The sequence below is a fragment of the Lactobacillus hamsteri DSM 5661 = JCM 6256 genome (assembly GCF_000615445.1).
Lineage (GTDB): Bacteria > Bacillota > Bacilli > Lactobacillales > Lactobacillaceae > Lactobacillus > Lactobacillus hamsteri.
In genome coordinates, this window is record NZ_BALY01000010.1 from 1 (window position 1) to 16,576 (window position 16,576).

General features: G+C 31.9%; 12 protein-coding genes and 2 pseudogenes. 4 read left to right on the forward strand and 10 right to left on the reverse strand.

All coding sequences use genetic code 11. From position 1 onward, the window contains the following. Positions 1 to 98: 98 nt before the first annotated feature. Positions 99 to 488 (forward strand): VOC family protein, encoded by a 390-nt coding sequence (locus JCM6256_RS03745; protein ID WP_025080467.1) that lies wholly within the window; start codon positions 99 to 101, stop codon positions 486 to 488. Positions 489 to 831: 343 nt separating this feature from the next. Further along, positions 832 to 1,907: pseudogene (gene xerS, locus JCM6256_RS09625) on the forward strand (tyrosine recombinase XerS). Between the two features lie 40 nt (positions 1,908 to 1,947). Here xerS and JCM6256_RS03755 read toward each other — a convergent pair. Both JCM6256_RS03755 and JCM6256_RS03760 read right to left on the reverse strand, forming a co-directional pair. Next, on the reverse strand, positions 1,948 to 2,826 hold the full coding sequence (locus tag JCM6256_RS03755; protein ID WP_025080468.1) for a DegV family protein: 879 nt from the start codon (positions 2,824 to 2,826) through the stop codon (positions 1,948 to 1,950). A gap of 71 nt (positions 2,827 to 2,897) precedes the next feature. Beyond that, on the reverse strand, positions 2,898 to 3,314 hold the full coding sequence (locus JCM6256_RS03760) for a MarR family winged helix-turn-helix transcriptional regulator (protein WP_025080469.1): 417 nt from the start codon (positions 3,312 to 3,314) through the stop codon (positions 2,898 to 2,900). A gap of 187 nt (positions 3,315 to 3,501) precedes the next feature. Between JCM6256_RS03760 and JCM6256_RS03765 the strand changes: the two genes are divergently transcribed. Continuing rightward, complete coding sequence (locus tag JCM6256_RS03765; RefSeq protein WP_025080470.1) at positions 3,502 to 5,193, forward strand: Rqc2 family fibronectin-binding protein; 1,692 nt, start codon at positions 3,502 to 3,504, stop codon at positions 5,191 to 5,193. Positions 5,194 to 5,261: 68 nt separating this feature from the next. On the opposite strand, the pseudogene carB reads toward JCM6256_RS03765, so the two are convergent. The 5 genes and pseudogenes from carB to JCM6256_RS03790 form a co-directional block, all read right to left on the reverse strand. Further along, positions 5,262 to 8,446: pseudogene (carB, locus tag JCM6256_RS09630) on the reverse strand (carbamoyl-phosphate synthase large subunit). A 6-nt stretch (positions 8,447 to 8,452) separates the two neighbouring features. After that, a complete protein-coding gene (locus JCM6256_RS03775) occupies positions 8,453 to 9,508 on the reverse strand; it encodes a carbamoyl phosphate synthase small subunit (protein ID WP_025080471.1) in 1,056 nt (351 codons plus the stop codon). A 4-nt stretch (positions 9,509 to 9,512) separates the two neighbouring features. Then, positions 9,513 to 10,421, reverse strand: a complete 909-nt coding sequence (locus tag JCM6256_RS03780; protein ID WP_025080472.1) for an RluA family pseudouridine synthase — start codon at positions 10,419 to 10,421, stop codon at positions 9,513 to 9,515. Further along, positions 10,411 to 10,878, reverse strand: a complete 468-nt coding sequence (lspA, locus tag JCM6256_RS03785; RefSeq protein WP_025080473.1) for a signal peptidase II — start codon at positions 10,876 to 10,878, stop codon at positions 10,411 to 10,413. Before lspA ends, JCM6256_RS03780 begins: the two co-directional genes overlap by 11 nt. A gap of 4 nt (positions 10,879 to 10,882) precedes the next feature. Next, positions 10,883 to 12,559 (reverse strand): formate--tetrahydrofolate ligase, encoded by a 1,677-nt coding sequence (locus JCM6256_RS03790; RefSeq protein WP_025080474.1) that lies wholly within the window; start codon positions 12,557 to 12,559, stop codon positions 10,883 to 10,885. Between the two features lie 202 nt (positions 12,560 to 12,761). Between JCM6256_RS03790 and JCM6256_RS03795 the strand changes: the two genes are divergently transcribed. Continuing rightward, positions 12,762 to 13,685, forward strand: coding sequence for a DegV family protein (locus JCM6256_RS03795; RefSeq protein WP_025080475.1), 924 nt, complete (start codon positions 12,762 to 12,764; stop codon positions 13,683 to 13,685). 116 nt (positions 13,686 to 13,801) lie between these two features. Here JCM6256_RS03795 and JCM6256_RS03800 read toward each other — a convergent pair whose 3' ends face one another. The 3 genes from JCM6256_RS03800 to JCM6256_RS03810 are packed head-to-tail and all read right to left on the reverse strand — an operon-like array spanning position 13,802 to position 16,535. Beyond that, a complete protein-coding gene (locus tag JCM6256_RS03800; RefSeq protein WP_025080476.1) occupies positions 13,802 to 14,155 on the reverse strand; it encodes a hypothetical protein in 354 nt (117 codons plus the stop codon). Between the two features lie 26 nt (positions 14,156 to 14,181). Continuing rightward, the gene (locus JCM6256_RS03805; protein ID WP_025080477.1) at positions 14,182 to 15,414 is read right to left on the reverse strand and encodes a metallophosphoesterase family protein; all 1,233 of its coding nucleotides are present in this window, start codon (positions 15,412 to 15,414) and stop codon (positions 14,182 to 14,184) included. Continuing rightward, positions 15,411 to 16,535 carry a THUMP domain-containing class I SAM-dependent RNA methyltransferase gene (locus JCM6256_RS03810; protein WP_025080478.1) on the reverse strand — a complete coding sequence of 375 codons (1,125 nt, stop codon included), beginning with the start codon at positions 16,533 to 16,535 and terminating at the stop codon, positions 15,411 to 15,413. Before JCM6256_RS03810 ends, JCM6256_RS03805 begins: the two co-directional genes overlap by 4 nt. Positions 16,536 to 16,576 lie beyond the last annotated feature (41 nt).

Below are 16,576 nucleotides of genomic sequence, written 5' to 3' on the forward strand. Positions count from 1 at the left end.
AGTTAAAAGATAATGGGAGATAGTCACATGATTTCCATTATACGGCTTCGTATAATATATATTATGTAAAGCTAAAATCAAAAAATAGAGGTAGCAAATTGAATATAGTTAATTTAGATCATTTTGTACTTATAGTTAAGGATTTAAAACAATCTGTGGATTTTTATCATAACGTTATTGGATTACCAATTATTAGCGATCAAACTAATGATAATTTTGCTTCATTAAAGTGTGGCAACTCGCTTTTACGTTTTAGAAAATTGTCTAACGATGTTGGCGCGATTGTGGCCAATAATTTATCAACTGGTAATTTTGATTTTTGTTTGGAATCTTCAGATTCAGTTGCTAATATTATTAATAATTTTAAACAACATAATATTTCAATTGAATTAGGACCAGTTACCAAACATGGTGCTAAAGGAAAAATGACATCAGTTTATGTTAGAGATCCAGATGGTAATTTAGTTGAAATTTCATCATATAATTAATGCTGAGATTAAGCTTCTAGAGTCTTTAAAATTTAGTAGATCAATAATTTACCATAAATCTAGATTTGAATTTCATATTTTATCCAAGTCATAAATATAAAAATATTAAGCTAAACAAAATAAGTGAATTTAATAGTATTGGTTAAACTCATGATTTATGTTTAGCTTTTTAGTTTGTATTCAAATTCAAATATTTAATAAATTGCTAAAAAGCTTATGCTATAATATTTTTATACATCGTTATCATTAAAACTATAATTTTAATGATAGGTAGATAGACTTTCCTATTGAAATAAATTATTGTATAGCTTATATTAAAATTAATTTTTAGAAAGATTTTATTATGGAGACACAAAAATATTTAGATTTAATTCAAATTGAACTAGAAAAAATGCCAGATTTTGTTAAACAATATAATCTTGGTACAACGCATTCACTTACTACATCCTATCAATATTTAACTGAAATTCGCAGATTCTTTGATTGGCTTAGACATGAAGGATTATCTCCAGCAATTGATAATAAACATATTTCTACAGATACTCTTGAAAATTTACGTCGTAATGACATCATGCTTTATATTGATTATTTGCAACATACTAAGAATCAACAAGGACGTTTAAATTCACCAACTACCGTTAATCGTTCAATCAATGCTTTAAGATCTTTGTATAAATTTTTAACAATAACTGCTGATAATAATAATGGTCAACCCTACTTTGATAGAAATGTTATGTTGAAAATTGAATCTCTTAATAGTACTAAAACTCTAAATTATCGTGCTCATATTTTAGAGTCCCATATGTATACTGGTCAACTTAAGTATGATTTTTTAGAATTTATTGATCATAAGTACATTGATCATTGTAATAAACAAGCCCTTCCCTCCTTTAAAAAGAACAGGGAGCGCGATATGGCGATTGTTGCACTGATTTTAGGTACAGGAATTCGAGTTTCCGAATGTGCAGGCGTAAATCTAAACGATTTAAATTTAAAAGATGCCATACTTGATGTTACTCGTAAAGGCGGTCAAAGGATAGTGTTCCAATTGCTGAATGGACATTAGATTATATTATTCAATATAAAAAAATACGGAAACAACGATATTATGCAGATAATCATGAGCAAGCGTTCTTTTTAACACGATGGCATGATCAAACACGTAGAATGACTACTAATGCAATTGAAAAAATGGTAAATAAATATTCTGCTGCATTTGGTCACCCGCTTACTCCCCATAAATTAAGACATACTTTAGCATCAGAATTATATGATGTTACGAAAGATCAAGTTCTTGTTGCACAACAATTAGGACAAAAAGGAACATCGGCTACTGATTTGTATACTCATGTTGATCAAAAAAAGCAACGTGCGGCCCTTAATGAAATATCTGATATTGATAATAAAAATTACAGGTAAAAAATACGTATAAAAAAGCCGGTCTTTTAACCGGCTTTTATTATTTAGTTAAATCTATTTTATCAATGTCAACCATCCAAGCAATGGCAACTGATTTTTCACCTAAGTGAGTAGCAATTACTGGACTAAATTCTGCTATATCTACAGGCATACCAGGGAAATTATTATTAATAAATTCCTTAATACCTTCTGCTTGCTTTAAGTCATTTGAGTGAAATACAAATAGTCTTAGTTTATCCTTATATGATAAATCGCTTGTCCGATCAAGAGCTAAGCTTTCAATCTTAGTGACTGCTCTCTTCATTGAACGGATTTTATCAAAGGCTACAATCTTTCCATCTTTAAATGTTAAAAGTGGCTTAATATGAAGCATTGTCCCAATGAACGCACTTGCATTACTTAATCTTCCACCTCGACTAAGGTTTTTAAGATCATCTACAACAAAAATTTCATCAATAGTTTGACGAATTTCATCTAATTTTTCTATAATTCTTTCAGGTGTAAGACCATTTTTAATCATTTTGGCTGCAGCTAAAACTAAATATCCCTGAAGACGAACCGTCATTTTAGAATCATATGGATATAAGTTATATTCTGGATTATTTCTTGCAATATTTTGTAATGTTGCGTTATATCCGGAAATACCGCCAGACAATGTAATATCAATGATAGCTTCATAACCTTCTGCGTGAAGTTTATTATAAAGTTCTATCATTTTTCCCATACTTGGTTGAGAAGTCTTAGGAAAAGCTGCTCCCTGCTTTTGAGTTTCGAATAATTCTTTAGAAGTAATATTAACGCCTTCTAAATATTCTTTATCACCAATAATTACAGGAATAGGCATTACGATTACATTGTTGTCTTTAACTTCTTGTTCAGTTAAGACGCTAGTACTATCTGTTACTAATGCAATCTTCATATATAAACCCCTTCATTTATGAATTTGTATAGGCAAATTATAGCATAAAAAATAACTTTGTTCGAATTACATTAATTGCTAGTTTGAGCATAATTAGATTGATTGGCCAGAAGATTTAGATTGGTTACAAAGATATTAATTTCATCTTCGGCTATATTAGAAAATAACTTTTGCTGAATACTGTTTAATGTTTTTTTCAAATCATTCACTTTACTTAATCCTGATGTATTTAGTGCAACAGTTTTGCTAGAATCCGTAGATGATTTAGTTACTTCAATAAGCAATCTAGTCTTCTTTTGTTGTAGTTGACGGCTTAAAGTAGAAAGTGAAATATTTAAACCTTTTGCAAGCTTTCCCATTGTTAAGGGTTGGTTGTGGCTTTTATCAAAGAACAGTAGAATTCTAGTTTGTGAGATGTTAAGTCCACACTTATGATTTATTTCCTTTTTAATGTACTCTGCAATAGTACTGAAAGATAAAATATTCATATAATTAACCTTTTTTCTTTTGAGCTAGAGCATACGGTAATTATATCACTAAAGTATGACACTTACTAAGTAGTATAAGAACCATAAAAGTTAGATAATGATTTAATAGTATATAGAAAAGTATTAATCATTTAAGAATATACCAATTTATTGGTATAATATTAAGCGTGTTTTGAGGTGATAAAAGATGGCATTTGATGGTTTATTTATCCATAGCCTATTAAAAGATCTGTCCCCTACTCTTATTGGAGGACGTTTATCAAAAATATACCAACCATTTGAACAAGATTTGGTTTTGGTATTCAGAAAAGACAGAAAAAATTATCCATTGCTGATTTCTGCTAATGCGCAATACCCAAGGATGTATTTAACAGATCAATCTATTTCTAATCCAGATAAAGCTCCAACTTTTGTAATGGTACTTCGTAAATATCTAGAAGGATCAGTTTTACAATCAATTGAGCAAGTAGGATTAGATAGAATCATTAACTTTCATTTCAGTAATCGTAACGAATTAGGAGATCAAGTTAAATTAGTTCTTTCCGTAGAGTTAATGGGCAGACATAGTAATGTTATACTCTACAATCAACAAGATAATCATATTATTGATTTGCTTAAACGAATTAATCCTGATGAAAACAGAGCAAGAATTCTTTTACCTAAAGCAAAATATGAATTACCACCATTAAAGCCAGGACTTAATGGCTTAACGATGACTGAGGATGAATTTAATGAAGAAAAAGCCCAAAATTCTGACGCGGCATCATTAGTTAAGAAAATGAGTGGTTTAGATCGTGATGATCGCCAAGAATTAATTGGTTATTTAGAAGATGAATATTCTTATGATACTTTTTCAACTTTCTTTAAACAATTTGAAAATCCTAAAGGTTTTGTATTAAAGACTCCAAGAAATAAGCGAAAGATTTTCCCATATCTTCCCTACCATCTTGAATTGGAAAAAGAAAGTTCAGATCCTGATCTTAATCATGCACTTGATGAGTTTTATCAATATCAGGCTACGCGTGATTGGGTAAAACAACGAGCTGGTCGGGTTGAACGGGTAGTTAAGAATGAACAAAAGAAGCTTTCAAAGAAAATTGTTAAATTGAAGAAACAATTAGATTTGGCAGAAAATTCTGAAGGCTATCGTATTCGTGGAGAAATTTTAAACGCACATTTAAATGAAGTAAAACCAGGAATGAGTAAGATTTCGCTTCCTAATTATTATGAAAACAATGCTCCAATTGAAATTAAGTTAGATCCAGCTCTTTCTCCTGCTCGTAATGCACAAAAATATTTTACTCGTTATAAAAAATTGCGAGATTCAATAAAACACGTCAATGAGCAAATTAAAATTGCTGAAGAAAATTTAGCCTATTTTGACTCAATTCAAACAGCAATCGATAATGCAGATCCACAAGATATTGATCAAATTAACGATGAACTTGAAAATCAGGGCTATATTCGTAAACCTAAGAAAAATGTTCGTCGCAAAAAGATTACTGAACGTAATTTAAATAAGTTTAAGTTATCCTCTGGCAAAACTGTTTTAGTTGGTAAGAATAATTATCAAAATGATTGGCTTACTTTAAAAAAGGCTAACAAAACTGATTATTGGTTCCACGTTAAAAATATGCCAGGCTCTCACGTGATTTTACGTGACGATAATCCATCTGATGATGATATTCGTGAAGCAGCAGAAATCGCAGCTTTCTTCTCAAAAGGAAAATTATCCGCTCACGTTCAAGTTGATTATGTTCAAGATAAACGTGTTAAAAAGCCTAATGGAGCAAAACCTGGTTTTGTAATCTATACTGGACAAAATTCTATTGAAGTAACTCCAGAAGAAAAAGAAGTTCTTTCTAAAAAGATTGATTAAATTATATACAAATACAAAAAAGACTAAGATGAATTAACATCTTAGCCTTTTTTGTATGATTAGCTATTTTAAATAGGTTGTGTAGTTAAAGCTAACGCTTCAAGAACATCTAAAATTAATTCCGTTGTTTCGATACTTGAAAATACTGGAATATGTGTATATAATGCCTGATCTCGAATTACGATCGCATCAGCGCTAGCTGAATCAGATAAGTTAGTAATATTAACTACCATTACAATCTTATGTTGGCGTATTTTTTCAATTAAATTACGGGGAGATTCATGAATTTTGTCAACAACTCCAGTAGTAATACCTGCTTCCGCAAACATATTAGCAGTACCTTCTGTTGCGATTAATTTAAATCCCAAACGATCAAAACGACGTGCAGCTTAGTTGCTTCTTCTTTATCTTCATCACGAACAGAAATAAAAATTGTACCATAACTCGGAATATGAAGATCACTTGCTTCATAACCTTTATAAAGTGCTTTGGCTAACTCTGTATCTCGTCCCATAACTGAACCAGAGGATTTCATCTTAGAGTCGAAAGTATTATCACTTTGATAATTGATATATGAAAATACGGGCATCTTTACATGAATGAAGTTGTCATTTTCCCAAAGCTCATCTTTAAAGCCTAGTTCTTGCAAATTTTTGCCAGCGATCACTTCTGTAGCAATCGCTGTAATATCCTTACCAACAGATTTTGAAAGAAATGCAACATTATGTCCGGCATAAGGTTTTATTTGAAGCAAATAAATAGAATCTTCAACTTTTAAGAAATGTAAACTAAAAATCCCACGTACATTTATTTGCTTTATTAATTTTATAGAGTATTCAGCTAATTTTTGCTGGCCAACTTCGTCTAGATTTTGTGGCTGAAATACTGAAATTGAATCAGATGCATGCGATCCACTTTGTTCTAAGTGCTCAATAATACCTGGAATAGTGACATTTTTACCGTCAGAAATTGCAGTTACTTCATATTTATTTCCTTCGATAAAACTAGAAATACTAATTTGATCAAGTTGATTTTCAGTTAAATATTTTTCAATTGCCGGTATATCATACACAACAGCAGATTTTTGCTTGGTATCTTTGCTAAAACCACCAATAAGAACTGGAAAACCATAAGTTTGAACGAATTTTTTAACAGCCGCACGATCAGTGGTAGTTAATGACGGTACATGCTTTAATTCTCTAAAAGGTTCATTTAAAACTTGATTAATCTTATCACGAGGATTTATGTCCTCTCTTCCCATAATATGAAGCCCGTTATCGATTAACTTTTGACTTAAAGCACTAACCTTTTTGCCAGAAAATTGTAGTAATACATCTTTAACTTTTTCTTTATTAGCAACAGCCAGAATGTTTTCAACTGTTATTGGTTCAAAGTAAGCACGATCTAAATTTTCATAGTTAGCGGCAACAGACTCATCATTATTTGATAATAGAATGGTTCTATATCCATTTTTATGTAAAGTATGAATTGCATGAGCAATCATATAGTCAAATTCACTAGTAACTGAAACTTGTAAAGGTGGCATACCGATTATCAAAACTTTTTTATCTGAAGCTAAAGGCTGGACTTCATTTTGAACATTATAAGCACTATAAAAAGATTGTACTTGAGGTTTGTATACACCAGCTGAACCATCAATTTGTAAATAAGACGGTTGTAAATTAATTTCTTTAAGTCTTTTTACAATTTGATCTACAGTTGTATCTTGCAATTTAGCAATTAGTTCATTTGGAAACCCATACTTTTTAGCCTTAATTAAAATCTCTTTTGATAGATTTTCGGACTCATGAATCTCATGAGCAATTTTAATTAAATGCCGTAGTTTTTGGAAATATACGGGATGCAAATATATTATATTTTGTAAGTCAGAATAAGTTAATCCTTGTGCTAGCGCTGCCAGAAGAGTTATTAAATGCATTTCATCGGGATGTGCTAAGTCATTTAATAAATCATCTTTGCTCTTCTTATATTCGGAAATAAATACTTGCCAGCATAATTCAAAATTAGTTGTAGAAGCTAACCCTTTAAGAAAGGCCGTTTCAAAGTTGCGACCAATACCAATGGCTTCCCCACTAGCTTGCATACGGTTACTTAAACAATAGTGATTATAACCTGATTCAGCTAATGACCAATAAGGCATTTTTACGGAAACTGTATCTAAAGTTGGCTCAATCGTTGCATTTAAACCAGATCTAGGATCAATAATCTCATTTAAACTATAGCCAATTGCAACTTTAGCTACAATATAACCCACACTGTATAAGCCAACTTTTTGTGCCCAAACTGAGCTACGTGTCAATCTTGGCTTAATTGTTAAAACTTTAGTCTGAATTTGAGTACCATGATGACGAATTGCAAAATGAATGCTTAAGATACCTAGGACATTTAACTTTTCCGCAATTTCTTTACTAATAAATCGTAATTCTTGAACTTGATCATTATTCAAAGTCAAAACCGGCATTACAGTTGCTGAATCACCGGAATTGATACCTACAGGTTCCATAGCACCTGCATAATTAATAAAGACAATATTGCCATCACGATCGCGAATTAAATTAAAGATAACTTCTTCCCAAGTAGATAAATCTTCGGTTAAACGATAATGCGCCCAAGAAAATGTTTCGTTTTTACTTTCAGTTTTAAAATAAGCAAACAATTCATCAGGAGTTTTAAAACCTAAGTGTTCATTACGAACAAAACGATTATATTTAGTTACTAAAACCGGGAAAGAAACCATTTCCTTTAAGGCCGTTAAGTTTTCAGTTATGTTTGTTTGCGCAATATTAGCTAATTGCCATGATCGATTAACCCCCACATGGAGCTTGGATAAAAAGTCCGTTCTCTTTTGTTGATTTCCCATTGCCAAGGTACGTGGATTAATCGTTAATAGCTTAATTCCCATTTGTTGCAAGATACCATCTTGAATAAGTTTATGAGCAACCTTTAATCCAGTTGTTGAGCCATACGCAGTCATAATTGCATCAGGCTCTTCCATACGTAAGATTCTCTTTAAAAAATCCAAAGTCATGGGTTCAAGATAAACAGTAACATCAGGATGTTTGTCAGTAGAAATTGTAGCAGGATTTGGATTTACTAAAACAACTTGAATGCCTTCTTCAGTTAAAGCAGTAATTGCATCGTTAGCAAACAAATCCATTTCTGCTACACTACCAATTAAAGTAGGTCCTGAACCAATAATTAGTATTTTATCTAAGTCATTTTCTAAAGGCATTATAAATTACTCCATCATATTTAAAAATTGATCAAAAATTGCAATTGCATCTAAGCTTCCAGGTGCTCCCTCAGGATTAAATGCTGTAGCAATGACTTTGTCTTCATTTATAGCAAAACCAGCCAATAATTCAGTATGTAAATCAAAATATTCTTGATTCATATTAATTTGTACGCTATCTGGTAAGACTAATTGATCAATATCCATTGATGTTTGCCAAATTTTATTAGAATTTTGTTCAATCACTGGATAGTTAATACCGTTAAATTCTTGTGGCAAATCTACTAATTCGAAATTTAAGTAATCACTTAAGACTAAAAAGCCTAAGCCAATTCCTAAAATTGGATATTTACCATAAAAATGATCCAACGTGTCATTGACGTATTTTAGTGCTTCTTTTGGTTTACCCGGACCATTTGAAATAATTATTCCATCTGGACGTAAATTTTCAATATCAATTGGAGTCGCATCATAGGGTAAAACGGTAACATTTACTTGACGCAAAGAAAGCTCACGTAACATTGAATGTTTTAAGCCCAAATCTATTACAGCGACACTTTTACCTACATTAGGTGCTGCATAAGCATTTTTTGTAGATACCGTAGCAGATTTATTTTTAGGTAAAACTAATGCTTTAATTTGATCAAAAGCATGTTCATCATCTGTATCCATGATAGATGCTTTAATCGTACCTTCGTTCATCAAGCGATGTACTAATGCACGAGTATCAACATCAAAGATTGCAGGAATATTCTTTTCCTTTAAAAAAGAATCTAATTCTTCAAAATTCTCATTATCCGAAACATTAAACCCAACATCATTGGCAATAATTCCTTTTACAGTTGGATTGATACTTTCATAATCGATTGCGTTAATCCCACTATTACCAATAATTGGTGTTGTAAAAACTAAAATTTTTCCTGCATTTGTTGGATCAGTCAAAGCTTCTTGATAACCAAAGTTAGAAGTTTGAATTGCCAGTTCACCAGTTGAGATAATAGTTGCTCCTAAACCTTTTCCTGGAAATGAACTTCCATCTTCAAGAATTAAATACCGTTTCATTTGATCACTTACTTCTTCTAAGTTCACTTAATCTTTCTTCGAAAATCTTTGGAGGATCGACTTTAAATTCTAACCATTCACCTGTTCTGGGATGTTTAAATCCTAAAACTTGAGCATGCAAGAATTGTCCGTTTCCTTTTAATGTTTTTCTTGGTCCATATAATGGATCGCCTGCAACTGGATGTCCAATATAGGATAAATGAACTCTAATCTGATGAGTTCGACCTGTTTCAAGTCGACATTGAATAAGGCTATAGCCCTTAAACTGTTCCAAAACTTTGAAATGCGTAACCGCATTTTTACCATTTTCGACAACACCCATCTTTTTACGGTCAAAGTGGTTGCGCCCTATTGGTGCATCAATTGTGCCAGCTTTTTCTCCGAAATTCCCATGAACAATTGCTAAATATAAACGTTTATTAGTTTTATGAGCTAATTGATCTTCTAAAGATTCACGAGCTGTAGAATTTTTGGCAATCATTAATAAGCCTGAAGTATCCTTATCGATTCGATGAACAATTCCAGGTCTAAAACCTTCAGGACTATCAGCTAAATCCTTAGTATGATAAAGAAGTGCATTGACCAAAGTATGATCAGGATGGCCAGCCGCGGGATGCACTACCATACCTTGAGGCTTATTAACGACAATGACATCATCATCTTCATAAACTATGTCCAAAGGAATATTTTCTGGAATAACATCTAACGGTTTAACTGCAGGAATTTCAACAGAAATCAGATCCCCTTTTTGAACCTTATAAGAAACCTTCTCAGCTTTTCCATTTACTAAAATATGTTTATCTTTAACTAATTCTTTTACACGTGTTCTTGATAATTCTGAAATTTGATCAGCTAAAAATTTATCTAATCGACCAGCATTATCTTCAGCATTTAATTCATATTTATTTGGCATCGTCTTGTTCTTTTTCATCAAAAAATACTAAATATGCAAATACTAAGATTACTCCAATAGTAATTGCAGAGTCGGCAATATTGAAAATATTAAATTGGACAAAATCAAGTTGGAACATGTCAATAACGTATTTCAAATGAATTCTATCTACAAAATTCCCAATGATTCCGCCTAAAATAAGCGCAAGTCCTACATCAAATAAGGGATGCTTGTATTTTTTATTAAAAAGGAAGTACAAGCAAACAATAATCGCTACTATACTGATGGCATAAAATAGCCACATTTGCCCTGATAAGATATTCCAAGCCGCACCGTTGTTTTGTAGATAATTGAATGACAAAATACCTGGTATTACTTGGTGAACTTCGCCAACTTGATAATTGTTAACAATAAAAGTTTTTAAGCCTTGATCGGCCAAAACTATAACTAATGAAATAATTAAATATAGAAATTGCATAATTTTAGAATAACCCGCTAATTTTTCCGTTATCATCAACATCAATATCCAAAGCTGCAGGATGTTTTGGCAAACCTGGCATGTCTAAAACATGACCAGTTGTTACAACTATAAATCCGGCACCGTTTTTTAGATTGATTCCTTTCACATGCAAAGTGAAATCATTAGGTGCACCTAAAAGTTTCTTATCATCAGTAAATGAATATTGTGTTTTTGCAATAATAACTGGTAATTTATCTTTGTTTAATTTTTCAAGCTCTTGAATTTGCTCTTCAGCCTTATCGCTATATTCAACATTAGAAGCATGATAAATATTTTTAGCTACTTTTTCGATCTTAGTTTTAACATTATCATTTTCTTCATAAGTTGATTTTAAACTAGCCTTTTCAGAATTAGCCAGATCAATTACGGCTTGTGCAGCCTGAATTCCGCCTTTAGAACCAGCATCATGATAATTTACAATTTCAGCTTTAATACCTTGTTCTTCAACTAATTGTTTTAATAATTCGAGTTCATTTTCACTATCAGTTGCAAAACGATTGATTAAAACAATTACAGGCACATTATATGAACGCATATTATTCATGTGACGTTCTAAATTCTTAAAACCATTACGAAGAGCATCCAAGTTCTCTTCATCTAAATGCTCAGTTGAGCCTTCAGCTTGATATTTTAAAGCACGGACCGTTGCAACAACAACACTGGCATCAGGTTTTTTATCCAAATGTTTAGAAACAAAATCCATAAATTTTTGGCCACCTAAGTCACTACCAAAACCTGCTTCAGTAAGTGTGTAATCACTTAAATGTAAAGCTAAATTAGTTGCCATAACTGAATTGGCTCCGTGAGCGATATTAGCAAAAGGTCCACCATGAACTAATGCTGGAGTATGTTCCAAAGTTTGAACTAAGTTTGGTTTCAAAGCATTTGATAAAAGCGCTGCAATTGCACCTTGAAATCCTAATTGCTTAACAAATACTGGTTGATCATCTGTTGTATAGCCAACTAGCATATTACCAATTCTCTTCTTTAAATCGTTAATATCGTTGGCTAAACATAAAATTGCCATTAGCTCGTTAGCAACGGTAATTGCAAAGCTAGATTGATGTTCAATACCGTTAAATTTTGATCCTTCTCCGATGGTTACTTTTCTTAAAGAACGATCATTAACATCAATTCCTCGTTTTAATAAAATACGGTTAGGATCTAAGTTTAAACTATTATCTTGATATAAATAATTATCAACCAAAGCAGCTAAAGTATTGATAGCAGAAGTTAAAGCATGCATGTCACCTGTAAAGTGAAGATTAATATCTTCCATAGGGATGATCTGCGCCATACCACCGCCTGTTGCTCCACCCTTAAGACCAAAAACCGGTCCCATTGATGGTTCACGCAAAGCAATAATTGTCTTTTTGTGAAGTTGGTTATTGATAGCATCACCTAAGCCAATTGTAATTGTAGATTTTCCCTCTCCTGCTGGAGTGGGTGAAATTGAAGTAACTAAGATAAGCTTTCCTAAATGATTATTTTCTTTAGATCTTTGAATTGCTTTCCAATTAATCTTAGCTTTATCGTAACCGTAGGGTTCTAAATCGTTATCAGCTAAATCAATTTTTGCTGCAATTTCGTTAATTGGTAATTCTTGAGTTTCTTGTGCAATTTGAATGTCTGATTTCATTGGCAAACCTCGTTTTTCTATAAAATAATTTAATAATTAACTAAAATTGGTCGAAATTGATTAGCGTTTTAGAATTTAGGTCCCTCATTTCCAAATATCTAAATATGTATTAATTTACGATCTTTATTATAACAAAATTTTCTTTATCATTCCTTTTACCTTACAATATATATTAAGAAATATACATGGAGGAAAAATATATATGAAAATTGGCGTTTTAACTGATAGTTCTTCCTATCTTACTAAAGAACAACAAGAAAAATATCATATTGATGTGATCCCTATTCCAATTATTTGGGGCGATAAAGTCTACAAAGATTTAGTAGATATTAAATATGAGGAATTTTACCAAAAACTCGCTTCTTGTGATACTTTGCCTACTACCTCCCAGCCATCTGTTGGTGAATTTAAGAGGTATGTAGATCGATATGTAGAAAACGGCTATACTGATTTAATTGTTATTCCATTATCAAGCGGTTTATCAAGCTTCTATAGCTCTATAGCAAGTGTTGCAAACGAAGAAACTAGAATAAATATACATTTATTTGATTGTCGCATTACCTGTGCTGGTGAAGCTGATGCAGCAATGCTCGCTGCTAAGTTAGTACAAGCTGGTGCCGATGTTGATTTAATCATGCATGATTTAGAAGATTTACGTAAAACTATGGATGTTCGTTTTATGGTTGATGATTTAAATCACTTAAAGAGAACAGGTAGGTTATCAAACGCTGCTAGTTTTGTTGGTGGTTTACTTAAGATTAAGCCAATTTTATCAATGGATGTTCAAGGTGAAGGAAAAATTTCAGCAATTGCCAAAGAACGTCAATATAAACGTGCGTACAAACATGTTAAAAATGATTTTGCAACACTGACAGAAAATATGCCATATCCTATTCAATGTACAATTTTTGATTCTTTAGATCCTAAACGTGGTCAAGAATGGCTTGAAGATTATGAAGCAAGTTTTCCTAAAGTTAGATTTGATCGTAGCATTATTGGACCTGTAGTTGGTGTTCACGTTGGTCAACATACCGTTTCAATGATTTGGTGTCGTGATATTAATTCTTATTTTGATGAAAATGGTAAGCCAATTGAAAATATATCTTCTAAAGAAGTTAAAGATTAACAAGTGTCTGGAAAAAACTCTAAAATAAAGAAAACACTGATAATCATCGTTAGATAAACGTTGATATGTCAGTGTTTTTACTTTCTAAAGAATCATGATATAAATCAAATTAAGACTTATTTCCCAGACTCTACTTTATTTTTTTCAATTCTGAATAAGAAATATTGGTGAAGATTATCAATTCTTACTTGATATATGTTAAATACGCGCCATGCCCATACCTTGTTAGGAGCCTGCTTAAGTGGCATTTTAATTTTATAGGGTAATTTTAGATAACTTTCAGTATAGTAAGAAGATAAAAGTGAATAAATAAGAATAATAAAGAAAATTACTATAAAAATAATTGCTGGCCAATTTATCTTACTCGTGCCCTCATATCCTAAAATTAAACCAATAAAAAGGACAACAAATAACCAACTATAATATATTAGGCCATTTTTTCCTAAAAATATGAAATAATTCTTTTTCAATATCATTCACCTATTATTTATTTAAATTAATACCGAATTTTCACATTTAAATTACTATGATCCGAGGTATCATATAAAGTTTTTAAATATAAACGATATTCTGGATGTTGCTTAATTAAAGTTTTATAAGCTTCAGTGTCATGAACTTCATCCAATTTAGATTGCTTCAAATAATTATGACCAGTATAAAAGTTATAATTCATACTTGCAAATAATCTTCCCATGCCACGAATCAAATCAATATTATTATGAAATTTTTTCATATCGCTTTGCATCAAATGGGCTGCAATTGATCCTAATTGTAAATCTTCTAGATATTCATGAAAATGTGATAAAGTATAATTTTTCTTTTCTTCATCTGTAAGATATGGCGTCATATCAAAAACTTTTCGTACATAACTGATATGATGATTATGAAATCTAACTACTCCATATCCCTGATCATTAGAACAAAAGCTGGAAGTTACAATTTCGGTAGTTGGCGTCATATCTTGTGGACCAAGAATATTTTGCGCATGAATATGACCAGAAAAAGCCATCTTCACATTATAACGTGAACATAACCTTCTTAAATCATCTGCGTTGTCTAAGACATAACCACGATCAACAGCCGGATTATGTGCATATAAGTTATGATGCATAAAAAGAATAGGACGTAAATTATCTTGACTAGCCTTTTTTAACTGTGATTCAATCCACTTTAACTCATCTTTACTAATACCACCATTAGTATGAGGAGCTTCAGTTGTTTCTTCCTTGCCATAATAATTTGAATCAAGCATTAATAATAAATAATTAGGGTTCAATTGAACACTATAAGCTAATGAACTTGAATCTTCATCCTCAGAAGCACGGTAGCATTTTGAAAAAATAGATTTCCAAAACATTGGACTAATCTCACCAGCATAAAACTGCTTTTTACCACGAAATTCACGAGCCCAACCATCAAAAATATCATGATTACCGGGAATAACTAAAAGTTTTGTATCTTTTAACGATCTAAATATCTTAGCAAAACGTTCAGCAGATTCGCGTTCACCATTAAAAGTTACATCACCTGTTACAACAATTGCAGCAGGCTTTTTTTCATTAGCCATCCGGCAAAATGCACTTAAAGCTGTTTCTTGATAATATAAATCTTTGCCTTGACTAGTTTTTTGCATTTGAGAAAAGGCTTGACCATTATCATGTAAATTATCAGCAATTAAGTGCGTATCAGAAATAACCCATATTTCTGTATTCAGATCATTCGTAATCATTTTCTATTTGCCCAGTATTGATAGAAATCAACACGCAAATTACCATTAAATAATTTACGTTTCTTTGTTGCCTTTTTACCAAAACATTCTTCAAATTTTGGATCAGCGGTTAAGTAATATTGACTAAAGCTTTCCATTGGACGGAATACGTCACCCATTTGTCTATAAAGTTCTTCGGCCGACTCTCTATCCTTTAATCTTTTACCGTATGGTGGATTGGCAATAATAATGCCATTTTCCAAATCACTTGCAAAGTCTTTAACAGCGACTTGTTTAAAACGAATATCTTGCAATACGCCAGCATTATGAGCGTTAAGTTTAGCTATTTCTAAAATTGATTGATCAATATCACTTGCCCAAATCGGTGCTTCGATAGATTTGACTTGAGTTTTAGCTTCTTCTAAAGCATCTTTGTGTAATTTAGAATCAAACCAATCAAAGTTATCATATGCAAAATCACGCCAAGATCCGGGAGCTACATTTTTAGCAATTAAAGCTGCTTCGATTGCTAAGGTTCCAGATCCTGTCATTGGATCAATGATTGGGTGTGTACCGTTATAAGGTGTTAATTTTAATAAGCCTGCTGCGAAGTTTTCTTTAAGAGGTGCACCACCGTGTTCAACACGATATCCGCGCTTAAATAAACTTGCGCCAGTCGTATCAAGAGAAATTCTGGCTTTATTTTTATAAATATGAACATCTAATGGATATTCACTACCACTTTCAGGCAAAAAGCCACGACGATGGTATTGATCCATCATCTTGTCAACAATTGCCTTTTTAACAATTGACTGAACATCTGGTTCAGAGTGTAATTTTGATCTTACTGCTCGACCTTGAACAGGAAATTTAGCATCAACTGGTAATAACTGTGCCCAATCAAATTCATATACTTCATTGTATAAAGTATCAAAGTCCATAGCTGTGAATTCTTTAAGTAAAATCTTAATTCTGTCAGCAGTTCTTGACCATAAATTTGTCTTTACAATGTCAGCTTGTGTGCCTTCAAAAAATACTCTACCGTTTTCATTTGTAGTTTTATAACCTAGGCTTTGAAGTTCCTTTGCGACAACACTTTCAAACCCGGCTCCCATAGTTGCGTATAATTGATATTTTTTCATTAAATTCTCTTTCATTCGTTAAATTAAAAAAAGAGTTGAAC